A 21,817-nucleotide genomic window follows, 5' to 3' on the forward strand; every position below is an offset into this window, starting at 1 on the left:
GAGAGCCACTGCATGGAAATTTATTTTTCACCCGAAATCATGACTCAACATTACCAGCTTCTAAATGTGGTTGATTCAAAAAACAAAGCCGTAGGAAATTTAGCCGTTTTATTTGATGAAAAAAAACTGTATATATACGGGATACTGGAAGAAGAAGGAGTAGGAGCCGATTTTAAAGATTTGGTCACACCTTACGTAAAAGGCATAGCAAAAGCGAATCCAGAAGCTGATATCTATTCTTGTCTGTACGTTGGATGTAAGAAAATAGAATTATTAGAAGAGGAACAGGAGAAGAAGTGAATTCTGGAAGTCCGTCCAAGGATATGACGAGTGGTAATGGCAATTACGATGGAACTCATTCGTATTTCCAATTACATAGAAGAATTTTGCCTTAATTATCGATGAAACAGTGTGATTTAAAATTTCATCGATAATTTCTTCTTTATTCTCGAGGAAACTCTTTGGCGATTTCAATTTGATCGATAATTTTAAAGAAATTCTCGACAAAACACTGTGATATTTTGAATTCATCGAGAATCCTACCCTAATTCTCGATGAAACATTATGATTTTATATTTTCATCGATAATTCCTTCTTTATTCTCGATGAAACTCGTTACGATTTCCATTTCATCGAGAAATCTTTTTAATTCTCGATGAAGATTGAGTGAATTTCAATTTTCTTTGAGAATCCAAACTTGACTCAATCCCAAAAGATTAAGTCCAATCCCTGGCTTATCTTTTTTTATTTATTAGGTCACCATGCAATAGGCGTATACATAAATTGGGATAGAAGTCTAGTCAAAGGTTTGGGGTGTGCCTGATGAGTATTGGCATTATTGTAATGGGGTTATTTGTTGGTTTTTTAGTTGGATTAACTGGAGTTGGGGGAGCGGCTTTATTAACTCCAATATTAGTATTATTGGGAATTAGTCCATCCATCGCGGTTGGAACCGATCTTGCATATAATTCAATCACAAAATTATTCGGTTCTTTTCAGCATTGGCGTCAAAAGACAATTAATTTTCAATTAGCAAAATACCTTGCGATTGGAAGTGTTCCGAGCGCGATTTGTGCCGTAGGTATGCTTCATTTATATGATTCTTTTTTCCATAATCAAGAAGAGTTGATTAAACATGCGTTAGGGTATGCCCTGATATTAGTTGCACTCACCACTTTATTTAAAACATTTAATAAGAAAAAATATGAAACGAAGCTACAGCAGAAACCATTACATGAAAAAAGAACATTAACGATTACAATAGGAGTTGTTCTAGGATTTATTGTCGGATTAACGTCAATTGGTTCTGGGTCAATGTTTGCTATCGCCATGCTTTATTTTTATAAAATGAAGCCCTCAGAATTAGTAGGAACAGATATTGCCCATGCATTCTTATTAGTGACAGCAGCAGGGCTAATGCACGCCGGTATAGGAAATGTTGATTACGTATTAATGTTCAATCTTTTAGCAGGCTCCATCCCAGGTGTCCTTTTAGGAAGTACGTTTTCATCCAAGCTTCCAGCTAAACCATTACGAGCCATCATTGCAGTGATGATCTTAATTAGTGGGTATAAGCTTATTTAAGCTAGTTGGTGGGGATTACAAATGCTCAAAAGTTTAGCGTTGACGTTGCTCCTTCTGCTGGTTCCTTTAACGCTCTTAGGAGCAATACAAGCTGGAGTAGAAGGCATGCTTGATTATTTTTCAAAGAAAGAAAATTTCATAGTAGACATAAATGGAAAAGCCAATCACAAGTTTTGAAGAATTGTGATTGGCTTTTTTGGGAGTAAGGAAAGTATAAATTTCAAATAGGATTTCCATGGCAATGGATGTCTGCTTTGTCCAGCTTCAGCGCCTATCGACTAGGAAACTTCCTGTCCTTTTCCCTACGATAAGTCAACATCGGCTCGTCCCTCGCCGTGTTTCCTTTATCTCAGTCAAAGGCCTAGAAGTTTGTACGTCGATGAGCAAGACGCTTGCGCTTTTCTTAGGAGTGATTTATTTAATATGAATTGGGCTTTTTCTATAAAATCTTTTATAGAGAACAGCTATCCAATTCATCATGAAGGCGGGAATCTTTTTCGGGAAAAAACTTTTCGTATATAGGCGATAAAAAGCCGTTTTTAAATCATTCCATTGATGGTCTGTCTCACCTTGTTTGAAACGGGCAACATCTATCATTTTTATCTTCCCATTATGGATTATAATATTACGAAGATGGATATCTGATGGGTTTAATCCTTCTTCTCGAGCAAGATTAATCGCCATATCGACGTCTTTAATATGGTTTTCGGAAACTGGAATCCCTCGTGAGAGACATTCAAATAGTGTGTATCCATCAATGAAATCAATTACCAGGTAGTGAGAGCCTGATTCATACAAACTTGGGAAATAGTCGATATGTTGAATTATTTTATAAACGTCAGCTTCCACTTTAGCCAAATGCTGATAACTAGGAAAAAATACTTTCAAAGCATGATTTGTATTATTTATTTTAAATACATAAGCACTGCGCCCTACACCAATTAAAGCTAAAGAAGCGTCATATTGAATGAGTTTATGATCTTTAGGATTGATTACTACACTACCTGCTAAACCAGCATAATTATTCAAGTTCTCAACTCCTTTTAACAAAAAAACACTATAACCATTTTTCGGTTATAGTGTCTAAGGAAAAATAAAAGACCTTACCGAAAATTGGTAAGGTCTCGCAAACAACAAATGTTGCCAATAAAGCCGAGGAAAAAAATCCCGTATTGACGACTTTACTGTACAGCTACTCCCCTTAAAGGATCGAATTAAGTTTATGATTATTATAAAGCCAAATATTGGGCAGGTCAATTTTAGTAAGAATTTATGCAACTAGTTCTTTTGAATTATTTCCAAAAATTAGGTTGACAGTACATTTACCATCATGTAAGATTCTAGATAATTTCATAATGTAATTCTTATTAAGAGAGGTTGAGGGACTGGCCCAATGACACCTCGGCAACAGGCTTTTTTAAGTACTGTGCCAATTCCAGCAAGCGAAATGCTTGAGAGATAAGAAGAGACAAACGGACGGACTTATAACCTCTTCTTTATCGAAGTGGTTTATTTTTTTGTTCTAAACTAAGTAAAAAGGTATGTTTACTTGGTTTAGATTGTCTCTTAAAAAAGGAGGGAGAAAAGGAAGGATAAATTTTTTATGACAAAAAAATTAATGATTTGGAGGAATAAGAATGGCAACAGTTGAAAGCATCGAAAAAAAAATTGGAGGAATTCACGCTATCCCCGAACTTGCTCCCCAATGGAAAAAACTTGATTTAGCTGAGATTCTGACACGAAGGGCTGCATTTGTATCCGTTAGTCAAAATAAATCTTTATACGAAACATCGGGAGCACAGGGCCATGAAAATCATCGAGAAAGAGGAAGTTTGCCTGCAACGATAAAAGTGGTAGAAGCAGCCAGAAATGCAACCAATTTTGTTTCGTTTAATTGGATTGGCTATAGTGTTTTTCGAGAGGAGTATCCAAAGTCCATTTTTGATAAAGTTCAGTATGAAACATGGGTAGAAAAGTTAAATTTTACGAAAGAACAAAAGGCTCAGGATAATGAACTCGTCGACGAGCTCAAAGCATTGGTGAGACCTGGAGATCTACAATTTAATGAACTAGCTTTGCAAACAGCATTTGTCGGTACTCAGTTGCCCTTAGAGCTTGCACGTAAACAAGTGGAAGTGATTGTATTTACTGGTATTCACCTTGATTGGTGCATTGAAGGAAATGCTCGTTCAGCTCGAGACCATGGGTACCTCCCAATCATTATCGGTGATGCAACAGGCTGCGCAAAACCTGAACAGGAAGCTGCGGCAATGGAAAGGATTAATAACTATTTCGCTCCAGTTATTTCTGCAGACGCGTTTGTAAATTTATTAAATCAGCAGCGAAGAGAAAGCGTCTCTTGATCATGAAGAGAGTGGGGGAAAAGAAATGCAAAATGTTGGCTTAATGTATTGCGGCGCTGTTCTTTTCATTAACGCATTGATGCTTTTAGGAAAGGTAGATAGCAAAAGCGCGGGATTATTTAATCTTTTTCTCGGTGCCATTCAGGTCATTACTCCCTTTTACGTTATTTTTACTGCTGGTTCGGATTCTTGGGTGATATTTAATGCTTCAGGTGTTTTCTTATTTAGCCTCACATATCTTTATGTAGGGATTACAAACTTAAAGGAATGGGATAGTGCAGGAGTAGGTTGGTTTTCACTATGGGTTGCGTTTATGGCTGTGGGCTATGGGATCATAAGCTTTGTCCATTTTCAGGATCCGAAGTTTGGCATTATCTGGTTCATGTGGGCATTTCTCTGGTCACTATTCTTCCTCTTACTCGCCCTGAAAAAAGATATCGCCATTTTTACGGGCTGGGTTACATTGATTTTATCGCTGATCACGGCTACTATTCCTGGATTCCTTATGCTTATTAATGTCTGGAATTCTATAGGTGCCGAAATAATGTGGATTGTTGCCGGAATTTTTGGCGTTATAGTCGCTGGTCTATTCTATCAAACTACATCCGTACAACAGAAGAAAATAGTAAAAGTCACAAACTATTCAACTTAAACATTGTTATATAGAAATAGGTTCCTAGATTTTTTGATTAATGGGACCTATTTCTTTTTTGTTATATGGCAGCAAAAGACGAACAAAAATACTAAGTTTATGTAAGTCGGATAAAGGTTTTGTCGAATTTTTCCTGAAATAGGTCTTTTGTCTAATGAATTAGCATTTGATTCTTATGAAATATAGTAATAAATCACTATGATAGTCCGAGGTTGCAGCATGGTTAACTTACAAAAGTCCTGATTTAAAATGAGAATATTGTCGGATGCTTCAAAATATAATTTATAAAATAGTAAATAAGTTATATTGACCATTTGGTGTAACAAATTTATTATGCGTGTAACAATAATAGTTTTTTTAATAGAGTTTACTACAACTAATTGCCACTTAGAATTATATCAACCATATTTACCGCATCCTTTTTCTTCCATATATAAAGATTTTCCATTTCAGAAGAATTCTATCCTATCTACCGATAGAACTAAAATATTTTAATACTTTGAGGAGGTATGTTATGTAAATTAATCAAAATACAAAAAGAAATGAAAGCGTTTTTATCATTATTTTTTTGAGGAGGATGGAGATGGTGGTTGGGAAAAGAGTAACAGGAAAGGCAAGGCATGCAATATCATTTTTAATAATGTTATTTTTAGTATTTTCTAGTTTTACAAATCTTACTTTTGCGAAAAGCTCAAACAAGGTAGATATAGGTAAAGATACACCTAAAAGACCGTTTCCTCAACACGTTACATATACAGAGGGAACGATTAAGCCAAATCACGTTAGTCAAGATGAGATGGATGCAACGGTGGCACGATTATACGATGAATGGAAAGAGCGTTACTTAAGGCAAAATCCTTATGATAAGGATCAGTATTATGTATTTTATAACCATAATGGTGAGTCGACAAATGATCCGAGAGAAGCTATTACGGTATCAGAAGCACATGGCTACGGCATGATGATTACTGCATTAATGGCAGGTCATGATCCGAAGGCAAAAAATTACTATGATGGACTTTATCGTTACTTTAGAGCACATCCAAGTGAAATTAATCCACAATTAATGGCATGGCAGCAGGCTATTATTAATGATGAAATCGTTGATGTTAATGGAATCGATTCAGCTCTTGATGGAGATATGGATATTGCGTATTCTTTGCTCCTTGCAGACAAACAATGGGGTAGCGATGGAGAGATTAATTATTTAAAGCAAGCGAAATTAGTAATTGACGCCATAATGGAAAGCGAAGTTCACCAAACGGATTATTATTTGAAATTGGCTGACTGGGCAGCAGACGATAGTAAAACTTATGGTATAGCTACTCGTCCATCAGATTTCATGCTTCAGCATTTACAAGCGTATAAAATGATATCCGGAGATGAACGTTGGAATAAGGTGATAGATAAAACTTACAGCATTATTAATGATGTGTTTGCGGAATATAGTCCAAATACAGGCTTACTTCCTGATTTCCTCCTAAAAGATTTGGATACTGGAAAATTTAAACCAGCTCATGCATGGTTTTTAGAGTCTAGTAGGGATGGAGACTATTATTGGAATTCTTCTCGTGTTCCTTGGCGTATTACAACTGATTATCTTGTGACTGGTGATGACCGAGCGATTGCCCAGTTATCGAAGTTGAACAGTTGGATACGAGGGACTACTGCAGATAACCCAGTCAATATTAAGCGAGGGTATAAATTAGACGGGACTCAATTATCTAATAATGCTGGAGACGCAGCTTTTTCTGCTCCATTTACGGTCAGTGCCATGATAGATGAGGCAAACCAACAGTGGTTAAATGATTTATGGGATTATAATGTGGGTAAAGAAACAGCAAAAGGAGCATATTTTGCAAACAATATCCGCCTGCTCAGCATGATTATTGTTTCAGGTAATTGGTGGTCACCTACTGCACCAAGCTTGGATCATATGAATAATCTTCTAGAAACTTATATTACAAATGGGGAAGTAAATGGCCCACTTACGAACCAGTTAACTAATAGCCTTAAACAAGCTGAGCATCAATATGTTAATGGCCAACAAAAGCAAGCCATCAAGGCAATGGAGGATTTTATAAAACACATTAACAATCAGGGATTGCAAAAACATATCACTATAGATTCAAAAAGAGTCCTTATTCTAAATGCTGAAGCGCTTATTCAGTTATGGACAGATTGAGGTAAAAAGAATATTACTGACGAAAACAGAAAATAAGACGGATTCTTTTAGAGGAGAGATAAAATAATATGTTGAAAACAACTTTCAAGGGAATGTCAATTATTCTAATGATAGCTGTATTTTATATTGGAGGAATTCCATTGTACTCAAGTATTGCTTCGGCTGAGGAGACAAGTATGGGGTTTGAAGATCACTTTGATTCATTTGATCCAACTTTGTGGTTTAGATCCGATGGTTGGGCAAATGGGGCAGACTTTGGCGTTTCTTGGTCAAAAGATAATGTAGAGTTTTCTGATGGAAAAATGGTACTTCGACTAGACGATGCACCAAATAATAATAATAAGCCTTATACTTCCGGTGAGTTTTACACTCTAGAAAAGTATGGATATGGACGTATAGAGGGACGAATTAAAGTAGCTAAGGGTGTAGGTCTTGTCACTTCATTATTCACGTATTCTCCAGATGGGGATGAGATTGATATAGAAATTTTAGGAAGAGACACGACTAAGCTAGAAACAAACTTTTTTATAAAAGGTGTACGAGGAGTAAATGCTCATGCCATCATTGATCTTGGATTTGACGCCTCAGAAGACTACCACGACTATGCTATAGAGTGGTCCCAAAATCAAATTAAATGGTTTGTGGATGGTAAATTGGTTCGTACTGTAGTTGGTGATGGAATAGAATTGCCTTCTGATCCATCCTATATCATGGCCAATTTGTGGTCTGGTGCTGGTGCAGCTGCAAGAACGTGGACGGGAGAGTTTGTTTATCCTGGTACTCCTATACGCGCATACTATGATTATATTAAGTTCACACCTGAAAAAGATGACGATGGTACAATACCACCATCTGTAAGCCTTGTGTATATGTATGAATTACTAGACAGCTATATTGCAAATGGGGACGTAACTGGTCCACTTACAAACCAGTTATCTAATAGTCTTAAACAAGCTGATCATCAGTATGAAAAAGGGCATCAAAAACAATCCATAAAGGCAGTGGAGGATTTTATTAAACACATAAACAATAAAGCTCTTCAAAAACATATTACTACGGATGCAAAAAGAGTCCTTACTGAAAATGCAGAAGAGTTAATTAAGTTATGGGCTGAATAAAGTATAAATACAAAGAAAACCCTCATTAGAGGGTTTTCTTTTATATTTTTAGCATTATTAGACAAGATGGAGGCTACAAAGTCATCATCTATCTCAAACTCCTCCTACTTAATGGGGAGTAAGCCTATTCTATTGTACATAACTATACCGTTAGTTTAGTTTCTAGGAACTGCTACCCAATGTCCCTTAGAAACTTCCACAAGTTCAGAATTCATCAACCCATATTTATCTTCATCTGTTTGTTCCGTCATCAAAACTCTTTTTTTCTGTGATTCTACTTTTGGATCGGGAATGGGTATAGCAGCAAGCAACGATTTTGTATAATCGTGCTGCGGATTGCTGTACAGTTCTTCACTTTCGGCAAGTTCTACTATTTTTCCAGCATACATGACTGCGACTCGGTCACTTATATGCTTCACCATTGATAGGTCATGGGCGATGAATAAATAAGTCAATCCAAGCTCTTGCTGTAAGTCTTCCAATAATTTCACTACTTGAGATTGAATCGAAACATCAAGTGCCGATAATGGTTCATCGCAGACAATGAACTTTGGTTCTACCGCGAGAGCCCTAGCTATCCCGATTCGTTGGCGTTGTCCGCCTGAAAATTCATGTGGATAGCGATCCGCATGAAATGCCTCTAGCCCTACCATATCAAGAAGTTTCTCTACCTTTTTCCTTCTTTCTGCAGTGCTTCCGCTTAAACTATGGATGTCCAATGCTTGCCCGATAATGTCAAGAACCTTAAATCGAGGATTGAGCGAAGAGTAAGGGTCTTGGAAAATCATTTGCATATGGCGGCGCATCGTTTTCATTTCACTTTTTGATAAGCGATTGACTGCCATTCCTTGATATAAAATTTCTCCGTCCGTTGGTTCGTACAGTCGTAAAATCGCGCGGCCAGTCGTTGATTTCCCCGATCCAGATTCTCCTACCAGTCCAAGGGTTTCTCCAGGTTTTATTTGAAAATTAATATTGTCTACAGCCTTTAAGACATTCCCTTTACCCATATCAAAATATTGCTTTAGAGATCTAACGTCGAGCAAAGGCAAGCCTTTATCCATTGTCCCTAAAATTAAAGGTACTTTTTTCGGTTTCTTCTTCTCATCCAATCGTGGCAAAGCATTTAGTAGTTTCAACGTATATGGATGTTTCGGACTTTCAAATATTTCTTCTGTTGTGCCGGTTTCTACCACTTCTCCATCTTTCATCACGACAACACGGTCGCACATTCCAGCAACTACCCCGAGATCGTGAGTGATCAAAATAATAGATGTGCCGAATTTCTCTTGTATATCTTTCATAACGTTTAAGATTTGTGCTTGAATCGTCACGTCAAGAGCAGTTGTCGGTTCGTCAGCAATGAGTAAAGTTGGACGACAAGCTAAGGCAATGGCGATCATTACCCTTTGCCGCATGCCACCGGAAAATTCATGTGGATATTGATTATACCGTGCTTCACTGTTGCGGATTCCGACAAGCTTCAATATTTCAATTGCTTGTTTCTTACCTTCCTTTTTTGATAGTTTTTGATGTTTAATCAGACTCTCAGAAATTTGCTTTCCGATTCGGATCGTTGGATTTAAAGAAGTCATCGGATCTTGGAAAATCATTCCAATATCACGACCTCTAATCGCTTCCATTTCTTTTTCCGTTTTATGGGCTAGGTTTTCGCCAAGAAACGTTATTTCCCCCGCCTTCATATAAGAAGGAGGAGAGGGGAGAAGACGCATGATACTTCTAGCTGTAACACTTTTCCCGCTTCCTGACTCACCGACTATGCCAAGTGTTTCGCCTTTTTTTACTTCAAAATTTATGCCACGGACAGCTTCAAATTCACCGTCCCGAGTATGGAATGATACACGTAAATCTCTTACTTTTAAAATAGGCTCCAATTTTTCCACCGCCAACAAAAATCTAAATATTGACTTTCTAAAAAAGCTAAAATAAACTATACTATACCGGTCGGATTAATGCAATTAAACTTTTATTAACTAAAAGTCCCACTTCTTAATCCTGACGTAGCTTTATCTTTCAGAGATTGCATCATTGTGTATGGGGGGAGGGAATCATTATTGAGAGGGGTCATGGAAACGAACGAGAAAATCCGAAAAGGTGAAAGCATACAAGCTTTAATAAGCCGTACTTATAGGAAAATGCAACTGCGGCCTTCTTATAAATACTTGCTTTGGATACTTGGCTTGCCCGTGCATATTTTTGTGTTTTTCTATTATCTTTATAAACGAAAAAATGATTCCTATTTTGTGATATTAGAAGAAACGAAAAAGGCTTTGCTCGCCTCCGGTTATAAGGATCAATTAAGGCGAGATTTTCTAGAACAACTAATGAGAAAGCAGGAATTTTTTAACGAAAATATAGGTCAACGAGAGATCGATCAGAAAGCAGAAAAATGGGCAGAAGAAAAATTTCAAAAGACGTTACTTGAAAAAACAAATGAAAACCTTGATAAACAAGGGGAGAAAAGATTATCGTTTGAAGCTGTATTTCAATCGCTGGTCTCGAACCCGCTTTTTTTAATGTTATCATTTATTCCAGGTTTGCCAATGTATATACTTATTCTTTTATATAGTAACGCCTTTTTAAAATACATTTTTGAGCGTTTGGTTATGAGTATATTCGTTATTATTGGAGTGGCAATACTCGTATTTACGATTTTATACTTATCACCATTTGATCCTGCGGCAAATATTCTCGGTGAATCGGCTACGAAGGAACAAATTGCGTCGTTTAATCATTTGTATGGTCTGGATCAATCTTATTTTGTCCAGTTATGGGATGCGATTAAAGGAATAGCTACTTTTGATCTTGGTAAATCTTTTACCGGAAATGAACATGTCGCCACAAGTATCGCGAATAAATTTCCAATTACGTTTAAGCTTACGATTTTTTCATTAATTATGGCGATTGTAATCGCGATACCAATTGGCATCGTGTCAGCAACAAAGCCGAATTCTTTTTTTGATTATTCATTTATGTTTATCGCATTAATTGGATTATCAATACCGAGTTTCTGGCAAGGACTTATTTTTATCTTGAATTTTTCAATAAAATTGCAATGGCTGCCAGCAACATACAATCCACAAAATTGGCTGTCCATCATCATGCCAGTCGTGGTGCTTGGGACGGGGTTGACGGCTTCGGTGGCGAGGATGACACGATCTTCCATGCTGGAGGTAATTAATGAAGATTACATTATTACGGCAAAATCGAAAGGTCTTAGCCAGAGCCATGTTTTATGGAAACATGCCATTGGAAATGCGATGATTCCCATCATTACAGTCATCGGTCTTCTATTCGGAGGAATGCTCGGAGGGGCTGCAGTTACGGAAAAAGTATTCAATATAAGTGGAATAGGGAGCTACATCGTAGATAAACAATTTATTCCTGATATTCCGAGTATTATGGGCGGAGTAGTTTATATTGCAATCACTATTTCGTTAGTGAATGTTCTGATAGACATTTTATATGCTTTTTTCGACCCACGCATCCGTTCGAAGATGAAACAATATTGAAGCAGGTGTAGCAATGGCAAGTATTGTGAATGAAATAAATAGTTTTCGAAAAAAACATGCTTTAAAACTTTCAAATGAGTACACACAGGCTAATTTTACTTGGATTTCTTCTTTGGCACTAACGATTATTCTTTTTATAAATAGTTTCAATTTTACTGCCAATACGATCAAACCGTTTATATTTAGTGTTTTTGTCCTTTATCTTTTATTTACGTTAATCCAAATTCTTATTGCACTGCTTATCAAAAGAGATTTGGAAAAAGAGGGCTATATTAAAAAATCGACGAGAAGATTAGGGTATATTCAGCTGCTCAGCTTATTAACAGGAAATCTGTTTGTCGTTACTTTTGCTTTCAACCTAATAAAAGAAAAGAAGTCATCAGAATATATTTTTGCCTATTACATGTTGTTAAATCAGATTTTCATCATTGCTCTTTCTGCTTTAAATCTGTTTAAACCATATGTAACAGATTCATTTCCTTTGGCGATGCTCGTATTGCTTGCTGTTAGTGTTTTTTATTTGGTTACACTTGTTATAGTAGCAAAGCAAGAAGACAGTGTCCCGAAATGGATGACCTATATTGCGATGTTCTTAGTAATTACTTCCTTAACCGGTAATTTATTCGCTCTATTGCTTGGAATTAACTTGCTGATTAAAGTTCGAAACAGCGATAAGCGGGGCTTAGAAAAATGGAGTGCCATTTGGGAGAAAATAACTCGGAATACGACTGCAATGTTAGGAATGTTTTTTATTGTTTTTGTATTTTCAGTATCAATTTGTAGTATTTTCACTTTTGACTATGAAATGGCGACTGAAAATAATTATGAGGTCATCTTGCAAACTCCTAGTCTAGCCTATCCACTAGGAACGGATAACTTTGGTAGAGATTTGTTTTCTCGAATCGTTTTTGGAGCTAGAATTTCGCTCATTGTCGGATGTATTTCTACGATTATACCGGCAGTGATCGGCGGTATTTTAGGAGCGATTGCAGGTTATTACAGTCCACGGACAGATAATATCATCATGCGTTTGCTCGATGTTTTATATGCAATCCCAGGAATACTGCTGGCGATTGCAATTATCGCAGCATTTGGCGCCAACACAATGAACTTGATTTTAGCGTTAAGTGTAGGATCCATTCCTACTTATGCTAGAACGATGCGGGCAAATGTTTTGATGGTATCCAATTTTGAATATGTCGACTCAGCCAGGGCATTAGGTTCAAGTGATTTTTCGATTATTTTTAAACAAATCGTGCCGAACTCACTCGCACCAATGATCGTTAAAGCTACCCTTACAATTGGATCAGCCGTCATTGCAACTAGTAGCTTAAGTTATCTAGGTCTGGGAGTAGAACCGCATATTCCTGAATGGGGAAATATTTTAAAAGTTGGTAGTACGTATCTAGAATCTCATTCCTATCTCGCCATTTTCCCAGGTTTAGCGATCATTATGCTCGTATTGTCGTTTAACTTCTTGGGGGATGCGTTAAGGGATGCTTTAGATCCAAAACTCGATTAAATTTTAGGAGGAAATTAAAAATGAAAAAAAGCTTTTTGCCGCTATTATTAGCGTTTATCCTCGTATTGTCCGGATGTGTCAATACGAAATCTAAAGTTGGAAATGAAGAGAAATCCAATGAAGGCAATAAATCTGCAAATACATCCAAACCAGCAATTGAAATTCTTGGAATGAGCACGAGTGAAGACGATATGAACATCGTTCGCGATCAGCTCATTAAAAATGGTTTTGATGTGAAATTAAATATCCAACCTGATTACGGCAGCTTTACAGCTCAAAAAGATGCAGGGAATTTTGATCTTGCATTATCAAGTTGGACAACTGTTACAGGGAACCCGGACTATGCTGTTCGTGCTCTTTTCAAAACAGGTGGAGATAACAGTATTATGTCTGATGAAGAAGTTGATAAATTAATCGATCAAGCAGCAACAGAAACACCAGATCAATTTACTGGTACTTATAAGAAGTTTGAAGACCGACTCGTTTTTGATAAAGCCTATATTGTACCACTCTACAATTCTTTTAAAGCACAAGGTGTAAATAAGGATATTGTAAATGCGGACACTGTAAGACTAGCAAAATCCCGCGCTGTTGCATGGGAAACAATTGATTTCAATGATCAGTCAAAAAGAGATAAGGATCCATTAATTGTTCAACAAGCAATTGGAACATTGACATCCCTTGATCCAATTAAAGGTAATGACGGTTCTATCAATACACTTAACACAAATATGTACGTTCGTCTTGTGAATTTAACAGATGATGATGTTGTTACTTCTGATGGTTCACTTTCACTAAATCACAGCATTGCAGATGGAAACTCTGATTATTATTTTCTATTAAGAGATGATATCAATTTTGCAAAAATCAATGATAAAAAAGCGGTTGATTCCGGCGAACGTGTAGGTGCAGATGACGTCGTTTTCTCACTTAACCGTGCAAAGGATAAAGATTCTGTACCAGATCACCGCACATATAGCTTGCATGAACATATTAAAGATGCTGAAGTCGTAACAGATTTAAGTCAACTTGATTCAGTTAAGCAATCAGGCGGAAACGGAACAATTAGAGAAGCCCTTGAAAATGGCTTGGATGCAAAAATTAAAGAACTTGTTGCAGATAAAAATGATGCAAATAATAAAGAAGGGAAATACCAAGTTGTTAAAGTAACAACAACTGAACCATTTCCACAAGTATTGAACTATTTGGCACACCAATCTGCTGGAATTGTTTCTAAAAAACAAGTAGAAAGCATTAATACGTATGATGTTGCTTCTTTTGACCCAGCAAAGGATATTCCTTACGGTGATCAAAATACAGTGACTGAAGGCGATCAATACAACAACCATTTATACGCTAGTGGTCCATACATTTTATCTTATAAAAATGATTATGAAGCTGTTTTCTACAAAAATCCTGCTTATATGAAGGGAACTAATTTCGAACCAAGAATTTCTCAAGTGACCGTTCGATTCATTGAAAATCCTGATAGCTCCCTTTCCGCTCTACGTAATGGAGAAATTTACTTGTTCAACGGTGTTCCTGAAACGAAATATGATTTAGTTGAAGGCGATGGCAAGTTAGTTTTACAAAAAAATAAGAGCAATGCAGTTTCTTACTTGCTCTTTAACACTTCCAATCGTGAAGTGGCCAAAAGCGAGGATTTAAGAAAAGCTGTTCTTTATTCTATTAATCAGGAAGAATTTATTAACTTCTATCAAGGAAATAAAATGAAGGCTTCTTCCACTGTAAGTCCACTCGTCCAAACAGGAAACGAGCTAGTGGCAGATTCAGCGAAAGTGAAAGAATACCTGGCGAAATACCAAGATAGTAAAAAGTAACCTTTTTGTCTACTCCAATATATATTGGAGTAGATTTTTTATTGGCAGAACTCTTGTAATCGTGGGCTTTTATGTTGATAATAAATATAGGAAACGAAATAAGGGGAAATGAAACGGATGAACATTGCAGAGTTCTTTCAAAAAAAGGGTGTTAAACGATTCATTATATTTGGATTGATCGTTTTTATCTTATATTTGATGAGGAGTATGATGAATTTAATTTTACTCACATTTATCTTTGCGTTTTTAATGGATAGGCTAGTGGAATTTACCGCAAGGCGTATTCCTATTAATCGAAAAATACTTGCGGTATTGATGTATTCGTTAATTGTCGGTTTATTAACGTGGGGTCTTGTGAAATATTTACCAATTATTACAATGGAAATTAGTCAATTGGTGAGGAGGATCACCGCTTTTTATGCAGAACCGCATGATAATGTAGTGATTAATTATATTGAATCTATCATTTCGAATAACCAAATCTCAGCCTATTTAGAAAACGGCTTTACGTTTTTATTAAAATCATTCACTGATATTAGTAAAACGAGTATTCAAGTATTAATTGCTTTGCTTTTAAGTTTGTTTTTCTTACTGGAAAAACCGCGCTTAAAAGAATTTACAGCAAAATTTAAAGATAGTAAAATTGCTCCATTTTATTATGAAATTGAATTTTTTGCTCAAAAGTTTTCGCGTACGTTTGGTAAGGTCATTGAAGCGCAATTTATTATTGCGATTGTGAATTGTGGATTAACGGTTATTTCTTTGATGATTTTGGGCTTCCCTCAAATATTTGGTTTAGCGATCCTGATTTTCTTTTTAGGTCTCATTCCAGTTGCAGGAGTAATAATTTCTTTAATTCCTCTCTGCTTGATCGCCTATACAATCGGCGGTTTTATAAAAGTGATTTATGTAGTGGTCGCTATTATGATCATCCATGCTGTGGAAGCATATATTTTAAATCCGAAATTAATGTCCTCTAAGACTGATTTGCCTGTATTTTATACATTCATCGTTTTGATATTCTCACAAAATTTCTTCGGAGTATGGGGTTTGATTGTCGGAATTCCGGTGTTTGTTTTCCTATTGGATGTGCTTGGTGTAACAAATAAAGAACCAAAACTGGAGTATTGACAGTGAAAATAGTAAAAATTATTGTACAGATTGGGCTTCTGTTTCTGATCTTTTTGCTCGGGAGCTGGATTCAGAAGTCTTTGAACCTTTTCATTCCAGGCAGTATTATTGGAATGCTTATATTATTTATGTTGCTTGCAACAGGTATTTTAAAGCAGGACTGGATCCAAAAAGGATCTGTCCTGCTTATAAAATATTTACCGTTGCTTTTTCTGCCGGTTACAGTGGGGATTATTAATTTTCCAGAATTATTTAATGGAAAAGGGGTCCTGCTAATTTTTATTATATTGACTAGTACCGCTTTAGTCATGATTTTTACAGGTAGGCTGAGTCAGCTATTGCTTCGTAAAAGGCGGTATGAAAATGAATGATAGTTTAATAGGATTGCTTGCTATTACCTTTACAATTCTTGTTTTTTTAGCTGCAAGAAAGCTAAACCAAAAATACCCTCATCCATTGACGTTGCCCGTTTTAACATCAACAATCATACTGGTCATAGGTTTATTGATTTTTAATATACCGTACGACACATACTTCATCGGGGGAAAATGGATTGAAGCATTTCTTGGTCCAGCAGTTGTCGCACTAGCTTATCCGCTTTATCAGAATAGAAAAATCCTTATCCAATATTCCCTTCCGATTTTGTTTGGTACTTTATGCGGATCTATTTTGGGAGTGACAAGCGGCTTGCTGTTAGGAAAATGGATGGGATTAGATGACCTTCTCATACGTTCAATTTTACCTAAATCTGTGACATCCCCAATCGCCATGGACATCGCTGCAACCATTGGAGGTTCGCCAACATTAGCTGCTGTACTTGTGATGGTCGCCGGAATAGGCGGTGCGGTTATGGGACATTCACTCTTTCGCTGGGTACGGATTGACCACCACCTTGCAAGAGGACTCGGAATGGGAAGTGCTTCCCACGCAATCGGCACTGCCCGGTCGATGGAAAACGATTTGCGAGAAGGCGCAGCCAGTACGGTGGCTATGGTACTGAGTGCTATTTTTACATCAGTGATTACGCCGATTCTCGTAGCGGTGGTTTTTTAAATGGTCATAGTTGCGGAAAAGCTTTGGGCTCCTGTAAATATGAAAAAGAAAGTGTAAATCGTATAAGTTACGGCTATCAGTATTTAAAAAAACAACCCTATCGGGACTGAAAATGGAAGAAAGAGTGATTTCCGTCTCAATTCAAGTTTTCAAAAGTGAACTTTCGGAATGGCGCCCTAAGTAATCAGAAAAACACGGTCAAGGTCATCAATCGAGGTTTTGCTAGTCAAGTCCATAATATTGAGCAAAAAGATTAATCCAATGATCCAACACTAAGAAATCGAGTTTCCTAATATTGCCCTCTAAGACTAACTAAAAAACAAGAACCATCTCGACACGCTAAATCTTAAAAACTAGAAAGACTACTACAATTTCAAGGTTACTCCAGAGGAGAGAACAATATGGACCAACATCCTAATAATGTAGACGAATCAATCCAAATTAATGACAATGCCGGAAGCGGGAGGCGTGGGCTTCGGGCGGTTCCTTCTATAGATCTGCTGAATTCTGTACGGGATGCTTACAATCTGCCAATCTCTAATGATATTTTCGACTTGGGAGGCTCATCAAATTTAAACTTGCTTGTAACCGCTGACATTCAAAAATATGTTATAAGAGTTTACAGACCTTATGTCAACGAGGGTAGGCTTCAAGATATTCAATATGTGAGGCGAAAACTAAAAGAGGGTGGAGTGCCGACTTCTGAAGAAATTCTCACAAAAGATGGGCAATCATATATAATATACGATCATCGTCTTGTTGAAGTGGAAACGTATATCAAAAGCGATGGAGGTATGGATACATGGGATCTAGTTCAAAAGGCACTTCCATTACTCGGTCACATTCATACGATTTTAAAGGATGTCCACGTGAGCACTCCTGGAAAAGATCCTTTCTTTGCGAATTATATAAAGCCTGAAGATGTTCTTGGCAAATCAAGAAAAGGAATTCAACGTATTAAAGGATGGGGAAACTTAACTGAGGAGGAGAAGCAGCTAGCTGATGCAACGGAAGAATTAGCGGAGCTTGTATCAGCATATGAGACTCCCTTTATTTCAAAACTTCCACACCAGCTTGTTCACGGAGATTTCTGGGATAATAATGTATTTTTTCAACAGGATCAAATAGTTCTCGTCACTGACTTTGATTTTATGGGAGAAAGAACACGCATCGACGATCTTGCCCTGACTCTTTATTTCTTAAACTTTCATTACGAGAGTACAAATGCGGGTGATCGCCTCACCCGACTAAGCAGCTTGGCTAATGTTTATGATCAAGGGCTAGCAGAACGATTATCGAATGACGAACGCAAAGCCCTTCCCTTAGCGCTAGCAAGGCAGCCACTTTGGTCAATCGGAGGGTGGATCGCTTTTCTTGATAATGAGAAAGCAGCACGAAATCATGCACAAGGCATGCTTACTCAGGTTAAATGGGCGCTAAACGTTATGAAAGAACTAGACAAATGGCAAGAAGCATTTCAATCCTCTTCGAAACATTTCAATTTTTAATATGTTAAAATAAAGCCAATTCATTTACTGGAGGAATCGTATAAATGGGTTGGCTTTATGTTCTTTTTGCAACTATTGTAGAAGTTTTTTGGGTGGTGGGCCTTCGCTATTCCACGACAATCTTGGAATGGTTCGGTACCATTATCATGATTGTGTTTAGTTTCTTTTTTATAATCAAAGCTTGTGAAAAATTGCCATCAGGAACCGTTTATGCGGTATTTACGGGATCGGGAGCTGCTTTAATTGTTCTCGTCGATATTCTTTTTTTCCATGCAGACTTTTCCATCTACCAATTTCTATTCATTGGTCTAATTATTATCGGAGTCATCGGAATTAAAATGACAACGGAAGATGCACCGTCAAAAGAAGTAGGTGAACAGTAAGATGGCATGGATATATTTAGTCATTGCCAGCTTCGGAGAAATTTTCGGAGTGATGAGTATTAATCTTTTTCTTCAGAAAAAATCGATTGGCAGACTTCTTCTTATCATTACTACATTTGGACTTGGTTTTGTTTTTCTTTCTCTCGCTATGAGGGATATTCCACTAGGTACTGCATATGCTGTTTGGACGGGGTTAGGTGCAGCGGGTGCAGTCATCATGGGAATATTATTTTTTAATGAATCAGCAGGATGGAAGCGTATTATGTTTCTCATGTGCATCATTTCTGGGGCAGTAGGTTTGAAGCTGCTTGGTTAATTTTTTTATAAAAAATGAAACTTTTCTTTAATAGATGCAGTATATACACTAAATAAAATTTTAGAGGAGGGCATTATGGGAATCTTATCTAGGTTTAGAGATATTATGGCTAGCAATATTAATGCGTTATTAGACAAGGCAGAAAATCCGGAGAAAATGATTGATCAATACATGCGGAACCTCAACAGTGATTTAGGAAAAGTGAAAGCAGAAACGGCCTCTGTTATGGCAGAAGAGCAAAGAGCAAAAAGAGCTCTCGATGAGTGTAAAGCAGATATTGAAAAAATGCAAAACTACGCGGTAAAAGCAGTAGAAGCTGGAAATGATGATGACGCTAGAAAATTTTTAGAAAGAAAATCCCTTTTAGTTACAAAACAATCAGAACTGCAAGAAGCATATAACTTGGCTGCCAATAATGCCTTTAAAATGAGACAAATGCACGATAAGCTTTTAGAAGATATAGGTGAACTCGAGTCTCGCAGAACAATGCTTAAAGGAAAAATGGCTGTTGCAAAAACTCAAGAAAGATTGAATAAAATTGGTTCTTCTGTAGCGGGAGCAGGCCATTCCATTTCTGCATTTGAAAGAATGGAAGAAAAGGTGAATAGAGCCCTCGACGAAGCAACCGCTATGGCTGAATTAAATACTAGTCCTAAAGATGACATAAAAGACTTAGAAGCAAAATATGATAGTGATGATACAGGCGTTGACGATGAGCTTGCAGCCCTTAAGGCATCGTTAAAAAACAAAGAATAAAATAAGAATCCTTAACGAAAGCTGTAGCTTAGGCTACAGCTTTCGTAGATAAAAGAGGTGAAAAGGATGCTCTTACAGTATAAATGCCCTAACTGTGGAGATGATATGACGTTTGATAGTGAGACGGGAACACTTTTATGCCATAGCTGTGGAAGACAAGAGAATATAGAAAACTTCGACGAAGATCTTATTAGCACTACGTTTTCTGAAGGTGAAGCGAAAGAATATCATTGTCATAACTGTGGTGCTGTTATTATTACTGATGCTGACACCACGGCGACTTCGTGCGGTTTCTGTGGCGCTGCTGTAGTACTGGCAGATCGGCTATCAGGTATTCTAGCTCCCGGAAAAGTCATACCATTTTCAATCAGCAAGGATGAAGCAATTCAAGCGTTTAAGAAATGGTGTAAAAATGGACGTCTCACTCCTAAAGGATTCATGAACGCAGATCGAATTAAAAATATTACTGGTATGTATGTTCCTTTTTGGTTGTACGATTTAAATAATAGGGTAAAAGTGAGTGCTACGGGCACAAAGGTCCGAACATATACTCGCGGAGATTATATTTATACGGAGACACAATTTTTTGATGTCTATCGAGATATTAATCTCGACTATGTAAAGGTCCCGGTTGATGCATCTGAAAAAATGGTTGATGGAATGATGGATAAACTGGAACCGTATCATTATACGGATTTAAAAGATTTTAAAACCCCATATCTCGCTGGGTATATTGCGGAAAAGTACAATTATAATGATAAGGAATTGTTACCACGAGTAAAGTCAAAAATACAAAGATTTATAGACTCATATATTAGTTCTACCATATCGGGTTATTCCACGGTCTCATATAAAAATAAACAGATTGATACGAAAAAAATGAAGAGTGTTTACGCTCTATTTCCTGTATGGATGGTCTATTATGACTACGATAAAGCAGAACATACCTTTGCAATGAATGGTCAGACAGGAAAAGTAGTCGGAAAACCTCCAATCAGTATGGCAAAAGTCGGAATGTGGTTTGGGGGCATTGCGGCATCAACTTTTATCGCGTTAAAACTTATCTCGTTAGCTTTAGGTGGTGGTTTATGGTGAAAAAGTATTTATTTATAATAACTTTCTTCTTGATTTTACTACCATTTTCCACAAATTCTCATGCAGCAGAACAGAAAATCTATGATTATGCTGGATTATTAACCGATGATCAAGTTCAAAGACTGGAAGCGATGGCGAATGAATATGGTGCAAAGCGAAATTCAGACTTCATTATTTTGACGACGAACGATACTGAAGGGAAAACTGCTCAAAAATACATGGAAGATTTTTATGATGAAACTGCTCCTGGCTACGATAAACCACATGGGAATACAGCCATTCTTACCATTGATATTAATGGACGTAACGTTTATTTGGGGGGTTTTTATAAAGCTGAAAAATATTTGGATGACGAGAGGTTAACTCAAATACGTGAAAAAATAACACCTGATTTGTCAAATGGTAACTATGAACATGCCTTTGAGACTTTTATAAAAACATCCTATAAATATATGGGATTTCGGCCAGGTGTGAATCCAGACAATCTATTTTTTAATATATGGTTTCAAATTATTTGTTCACTAGGATTAGCTGGAATCATTGTCGGAATTATGGCCTACAATTCAGGTGGAAGAGTGACGATTAACAGTAGTACTTACGAAGATGGTCATAAATCAAGGGTATTGGATCGAAGAGATATTTATATTCGAACAACGACAACGAAGCGGAGAAAACCATCGAATAATAGTAGTGGTGGGGGAAGCCGTGGAGGCGGCGGATTTACAAGCGGAGGACACTCCCATAGTGGTAGTGGGGGTAAATTTTAATATATAGAAA

The 21,817-nt window shown here is 37.0% G+C and carries 21 protein-coding genes and 1 riboswitch; of the genes, 19 read left to right on the forward strand and 2 right to left on the reverse strand.

The window, feature by feature from the left end; all coding sequences use genetic code 11:
- The first annotated feature begins 12 nt into the window (after positions 1–12).
- From KHA97_RS22325 to KHA97_RS22335, 3 genes are all read left to right on the forward strand, one after another.
- Positions 13–300, forward strand: coding sequence for a hypothetical protein (locus tag KHA97_RS22325; protein WP_213127010.1), 288 nt, complete (start codon positions 13–15; stop codon positions 298–300).
- A 522-nt stretch (positions 301–822) separates the two neighbouring features.
- Positions 823–1,584 (forward strand): sulfite exporter TauE/SafE family protein, encoded by a 762-nt coding sequence (locus KHA97_RS22330; RefSeq protein ID WP_213127011.1) that lies wholly within the window; start codon positions 823–825, stop codon positions 1,582–1,584.
- A 21-nt stretch (positions 1,585–1,605) separates the two neighbouring features.
- A complete protein-coding gene (locus KHA97_RS22335; RefSeq protein WP_213127012.1) occupies positions 1,606–1,761 on the forward strand; it encodes a hypothetical protein in 156 nt (51 codons plus the stop codon).
- Positions 1,762–1,998: 237 nt separating this feature from the next.
- Here KHA97_RS22335 and KHA97_RS22340 read toward each other — a convergent pair whose 3' ends face one another.
- Positions 1,999–2,613, reverse strand: coding sequence for a protein kinase family protein (locus KHA97_RS22340; protein WP_213127013.1), 615 nt, complete (start codon positions 2,611–2,613; stop codon positions 1,999–2,001).
- A 332-nt stretch (positions 2,614–2,945) separates the two neighbouring features.
- Positions 2,946–3,049, forward strand: a riboswitch (SAM riboswitch).
- Between the two features lie 172 nt (positions 3,050–3,221).
- Between KHA97_RS22340 and KHA97_RS22345 the strand changes: the two genes are divergently transcribed.
- The 4 genes from KHA97_RS22345 to KHA97_RS22360 all read left to right on the forward strand — a co-directional run bounded on the left by KHA97_RS22345 (position 3,222) and on the right by KHA97_RS22360 (position 7,902).
- On the forward strand, positions 3,222–3,947 hold the full coding sequence (locus KHA97_RS22345) for a cysteine hydrolase (RefSeq protein WP_213127014.1): 726 nt from the start codon (positions 3,222–3,224) through the stop codon (positions 3,945–3,947).
- Between the two features lie 25 nt (positions 3,948–3,972).
- Positions 3,973–4,599 (forward strand): AmiS/UreI family transporter, encoded by a 627-nt coding sequence (locus KHA97_RS22350; RefSeq protein ID WP_213127015.1) that lies wholly within the window; start codon positions 3,973–3,975, stop codon positions 4,597–4,599.
- Positions 4,600–5,182: 583 nt separating this feature from the next.
- Positions 5,183–6,784: a glycosyl hydrolase family 8 gene (locus KHA97_RS22355; RefSeq protein WP_233713727.1), complete on the forward strand. Its 1,602-nt coding sequence runs from the start codon at positions 5,183–5,185 to the stop codon at positions 6,782–6,784.
- Between the two features lie 68 nt (positions 6,785–6,852).
- Positions 6,853–7,902, forward strand: a complete 1,050-nt coding sequence (locus KHA97_RS22360) for a family 16 glycosylhydrolase (RefSeq protein WP_213127017.1) — start codon at positions 6,853–6,855, stop codon at positions 7,900–7,902.
- A 155-nt stretch (positions 7,903–8,057) separates the two neighbouring features.
- On the opposite strand, the gene KHA97_RS22365 is transcribed toward KHA97_RS22360, so the two are convergent.
- Positions 8,058–9,797, reverse strand: coding sequence for an ABC transporter ATP-binding protein (locus tag KHA97_RS22365; protein ID WP_213127018.1), 1,740 nt, complete (start codon positions 9,795–9,797; stop codon positions 8,058–8,060).
- A 192-nt stretch (positions 9,798–9,989) separates the two neighbouring features.
- Here KHA97_RS22365 and KHA97_RS22370 point away from each other — a divergent pair, with 192 nt between their 5' ends.
- From KHA97_RS22370 to KHA97_RS22425, 12 genes are all read left to right on the forward strand, one after another.
- Positions 9,990–11,435 carry an ABC transporter permease gene (locus tag KHA97_RS22370; RefSeq protein ID WP_213127061.1) on the forward strand — a complete coding sequence of 482 codons (1,446 nt, stop codon included), beginning with the start codon at positions 9,990–9,992 and terminating at the stop codon, positions 11,433–11,435.
- Between the two features lie 13 nt (positions 11,436–11,448).
- On the forward strand, positions 11,449–12,957 hold the full coding sequence (locus KHA97_RS22375; protein ID WP_213127019.1) for an ABC transporter permease: 1,509 nt from the start codon (positions 11,449–11,451) through the stop codon (positions 12,955–12,957).
- A gap of 20 nt (positions 12,958–12,977) precedes the next feature.
- Positions 12,978–14,798: an ABC transporter substrate-binding protein gene (locus KHA97_RS22380; protein ID WP_213127020.1), complete on the forward strand. Its 1,821-nt coding sequence runs from the start codon at positions 12,978–12,980 to the stop codon at positions 14,796–14,798.
- A 117-nt stretch (positions 14,799–14,915) separates the two neighbouring features.
- The gene (locus KHA97_RS22385) at positions 14,916–15,929 is read left to right on the forward strand and encodes an AI-2E family transporter (protein ID WP_213127021.1); all 1,014 of its coding nucleotides are present in this window, start codon (positions 14,916–14,918) and stop codon (positions 15,927–15,929) included.
- A gap of 2 nt (positions 15,930–15,931) precedes the next feature.
- Positions 15,932–16,300, forward strand: a complete 369-nt coding sequence (locus tag KHA97_RS22390; protein ID WP_325167528.1) for a CidA/LrgA family protein — start codon at positions 15,932–15,934, stop codon at positions 16,298–16,300.
- Positions 16,293–16,982, forward strand: coding sequence for an LrgB family protein (locus tag KHA97_RS22395; protein ID WP_213127022.1), 690 nt, complete (start codon positions 16,293–16,295; stop codon positions 16,980–16,982). The genes KHA97_RS22390 and KHA97_RS22395 overlap by 8 nt, the downstream gene beginning before the upstream one ends.
- 401 nt (positions 16,983–17,383) lie before the next feature.
- Positions 17,384–18,490, forward strand: a complete 1,107-nt coding sequence (locus KHA97_RS22400; protein WP_213127023.1) for a phosphotransferase enzyme family protein — start codon at positions 17,384–17,386, stop codon at positions 18,488–18,490.
- Between the two features lie 44 nt (positions 18,491–18,534).
- Entirely contained in the window at positions 18,535–18,873 is a 339-nt protein-coding gene (locus KHA97_RS22405; RefSeq protein WP_213127024.1) for a DMT family transporter, read from the forward strand.
- A 1-nt stretch (position 18,874) separates the two neighbouring features.
- Entirely contained in the window at positions 18,875–19,189 is a 315-nt protein-coding gene (locus tag KHA97_RS22410) for a DMT family transporter (protein WP_213127025.1), read from the forward strand.
- 75 nt (positions 19,190–19,264) lie between these two features.
- On the forward strand, positions 19,265–19,945 hold the full coding sequence (locus KHA97_RS22415; protein ID WP_213127026.1) for a PspA/IM30 family protein: 681 nt from the start codon (positions 19,265–19,267) through the stop codon (positions 19,943–19,945).
- Positions 19,946–20,011: 66 nt separating this feature from the next.
- Positions 20,012–21,040, forward strand: coding sequence for a TFIIB-type zinc ribbon-containing protein (locus KHA97_RS22420; protein WP_213127027.1), 1,029 nt, complete (start codon positions 20,012–20,014; stop codon positions 21,038–21,040).
- On the forward strand, positions 21,034–21,807 hold the full coding sequence (locus KHA97_RS22425) for a TPM domain-containing protein (RefSeq protein ID WP_213127028.1): 774 nt from the start codon (positions 21,034–21,036) through the stop codon (positions 21,805–21,807). Before KHA97_RS22420 ends, KHA97_RS22425 begins: the two co-directional genes overlap by 7 nt.
- The last annotated feature ends 10 nt before the right edge of the window (positions 21,808–21,817 follow it).

The sequence above is a fragment of the Lederbergia citri genome (genome assembly GCF_018343625.1).
In the GTDB taxonomy this organism is placed as follows: Bacteria; Bacillota; Bacilli; order Bacillales; family Bacillaceae_C; genus Lederbergia; species Lederbergia citri.

Excerpts from the sequence above, each read along its gene's own strand:
- KHA97_RS22325 (WP_213127010.1), top strand. The coding sequence starts at position 13 with ATGGAAATTTATTTTTCACCCGAAATCATGACTCAACATTACCAGCTT.
- KHA97_RS22385 (WP_213127021.1), top strand. The coding sequence starts at position 14,916 with ATGAACATTGCAGAGTTCTTTCAAAAAAAGGGTGTTAAACGATTCATT.
- KHA97_RS22400 (WP_213127023.1), top strand. The coding sequence starts at position 17,384 with ATGGACCAACATCCTAATAATGTAGACGAATCAATCCAAATTAATGAC.
- KHA97_RS22360 (WP_213127017.1), top strand. The coding sequence starts at position 6,853 with ATGTTGAAAACAACTTTCAAGGGAATGTCAATTATTCTAATGATAGCT.
- KHA97_RS22395 (WP_213127022.1), top strand. The coding sequence starts at position 16,293 with ATGAATGATAGTTTAATAGGATTGCTTGCTATTACCTTTACAATTCTT.
- KHA97_RS22345 (WP_213127014.1), top strand. The coding sequence starts at position 3,222 with ATGGCAACAGTTGAAAGCATCGAAAAAAAAATTGGAGGAATTCACGCT.
- KHA97_RS22420 (WP_213127027.1), top strand. The coding sequence starts at position 20,012 with ATGCTCTTACAGTATAAATGCCCTAACTGTGGAGATGATATGACGTTT.
- KHA97_RS22380 (WP_213127020.1), top strand. The coding sequence starts at position 12,978 with ATGAAAAAAAGCTTTTTGCCGCTATTATTAGCGTTTATCCTCGTATTG.
- KHA97_RS22355 (WP_233713727.1), top strand. The coding sequence starts at position 5,183 with ATGGTGGTTGGGAAAAGAGTAACAGGAAAGGCAAGGCATGCAATATCA.
- KHA97_RS22415 (WP_213127026.1), top strand. The coding sequence starts at position 19,265 with ATGGGAATCTTATCTAGGTTTAGAGATATTATGGCTAGCAATATTAAT.
- KHA97_RS22350 (WP_213127015.1), top strand. The coding sequence starts at position 3,973 with ATGCAAAATGTTGGCTTAATGTATTGCGGCGCTGTTCTTTTCATTAAC.
- KHA97_RS22405 (WP_213127024.1), top strand. The coding sequence starts at position 18,535 with ATGGGTTGGCTTTATGTTCTTTTTGCAACTATTGTAGAAGTTTTTTGG.
- KHA97_RS22330 (WP_213127011.1), top strand. The coding sequence starts at position 823 with ATGAGTATTGGCATTATTGTAATGGGGTTATTTGTTGGTTTTTTAGTT.
- KHA97_RS22335 (WP_213127012.1), top strand. The coding sequence starts at position 1,606 with ATGCTCAAAAGTTTAGCGTTGACGTTGCTCCTTCTGCTGGTTCCTTTA.
- KHA97_RS22370 (WP_213127061.1), top strand. The coding sequence starts at position 9,990 with ATGGAAACGAACGAGAAAATCCGAAAAGGTGAAAGCATACAAGCTTTA.
- KHA97_RS22375 (WP_213127019.1), top strand. The coding sequence starts at position 11,449 with ATGGCAAGTATTGTGAATGAAATAAATAGTTTTCGAAAAAAACATGCT.
- KHA97_RS22425 (WP_213127028.1), top strand. The coding sequence starts at position 21,034 with ATGGTGAAAAAGTATTTATTTATAATAACTTTCTTCTTGATTTTACTA.
- KHA97_RS22410 (WP_213127025.1), top strand. The coding sequence starts at position 18,875 with ATGGCATGGATATATTTAGTCATTGCCAGCTTCGGAGAAATTTTCGGA.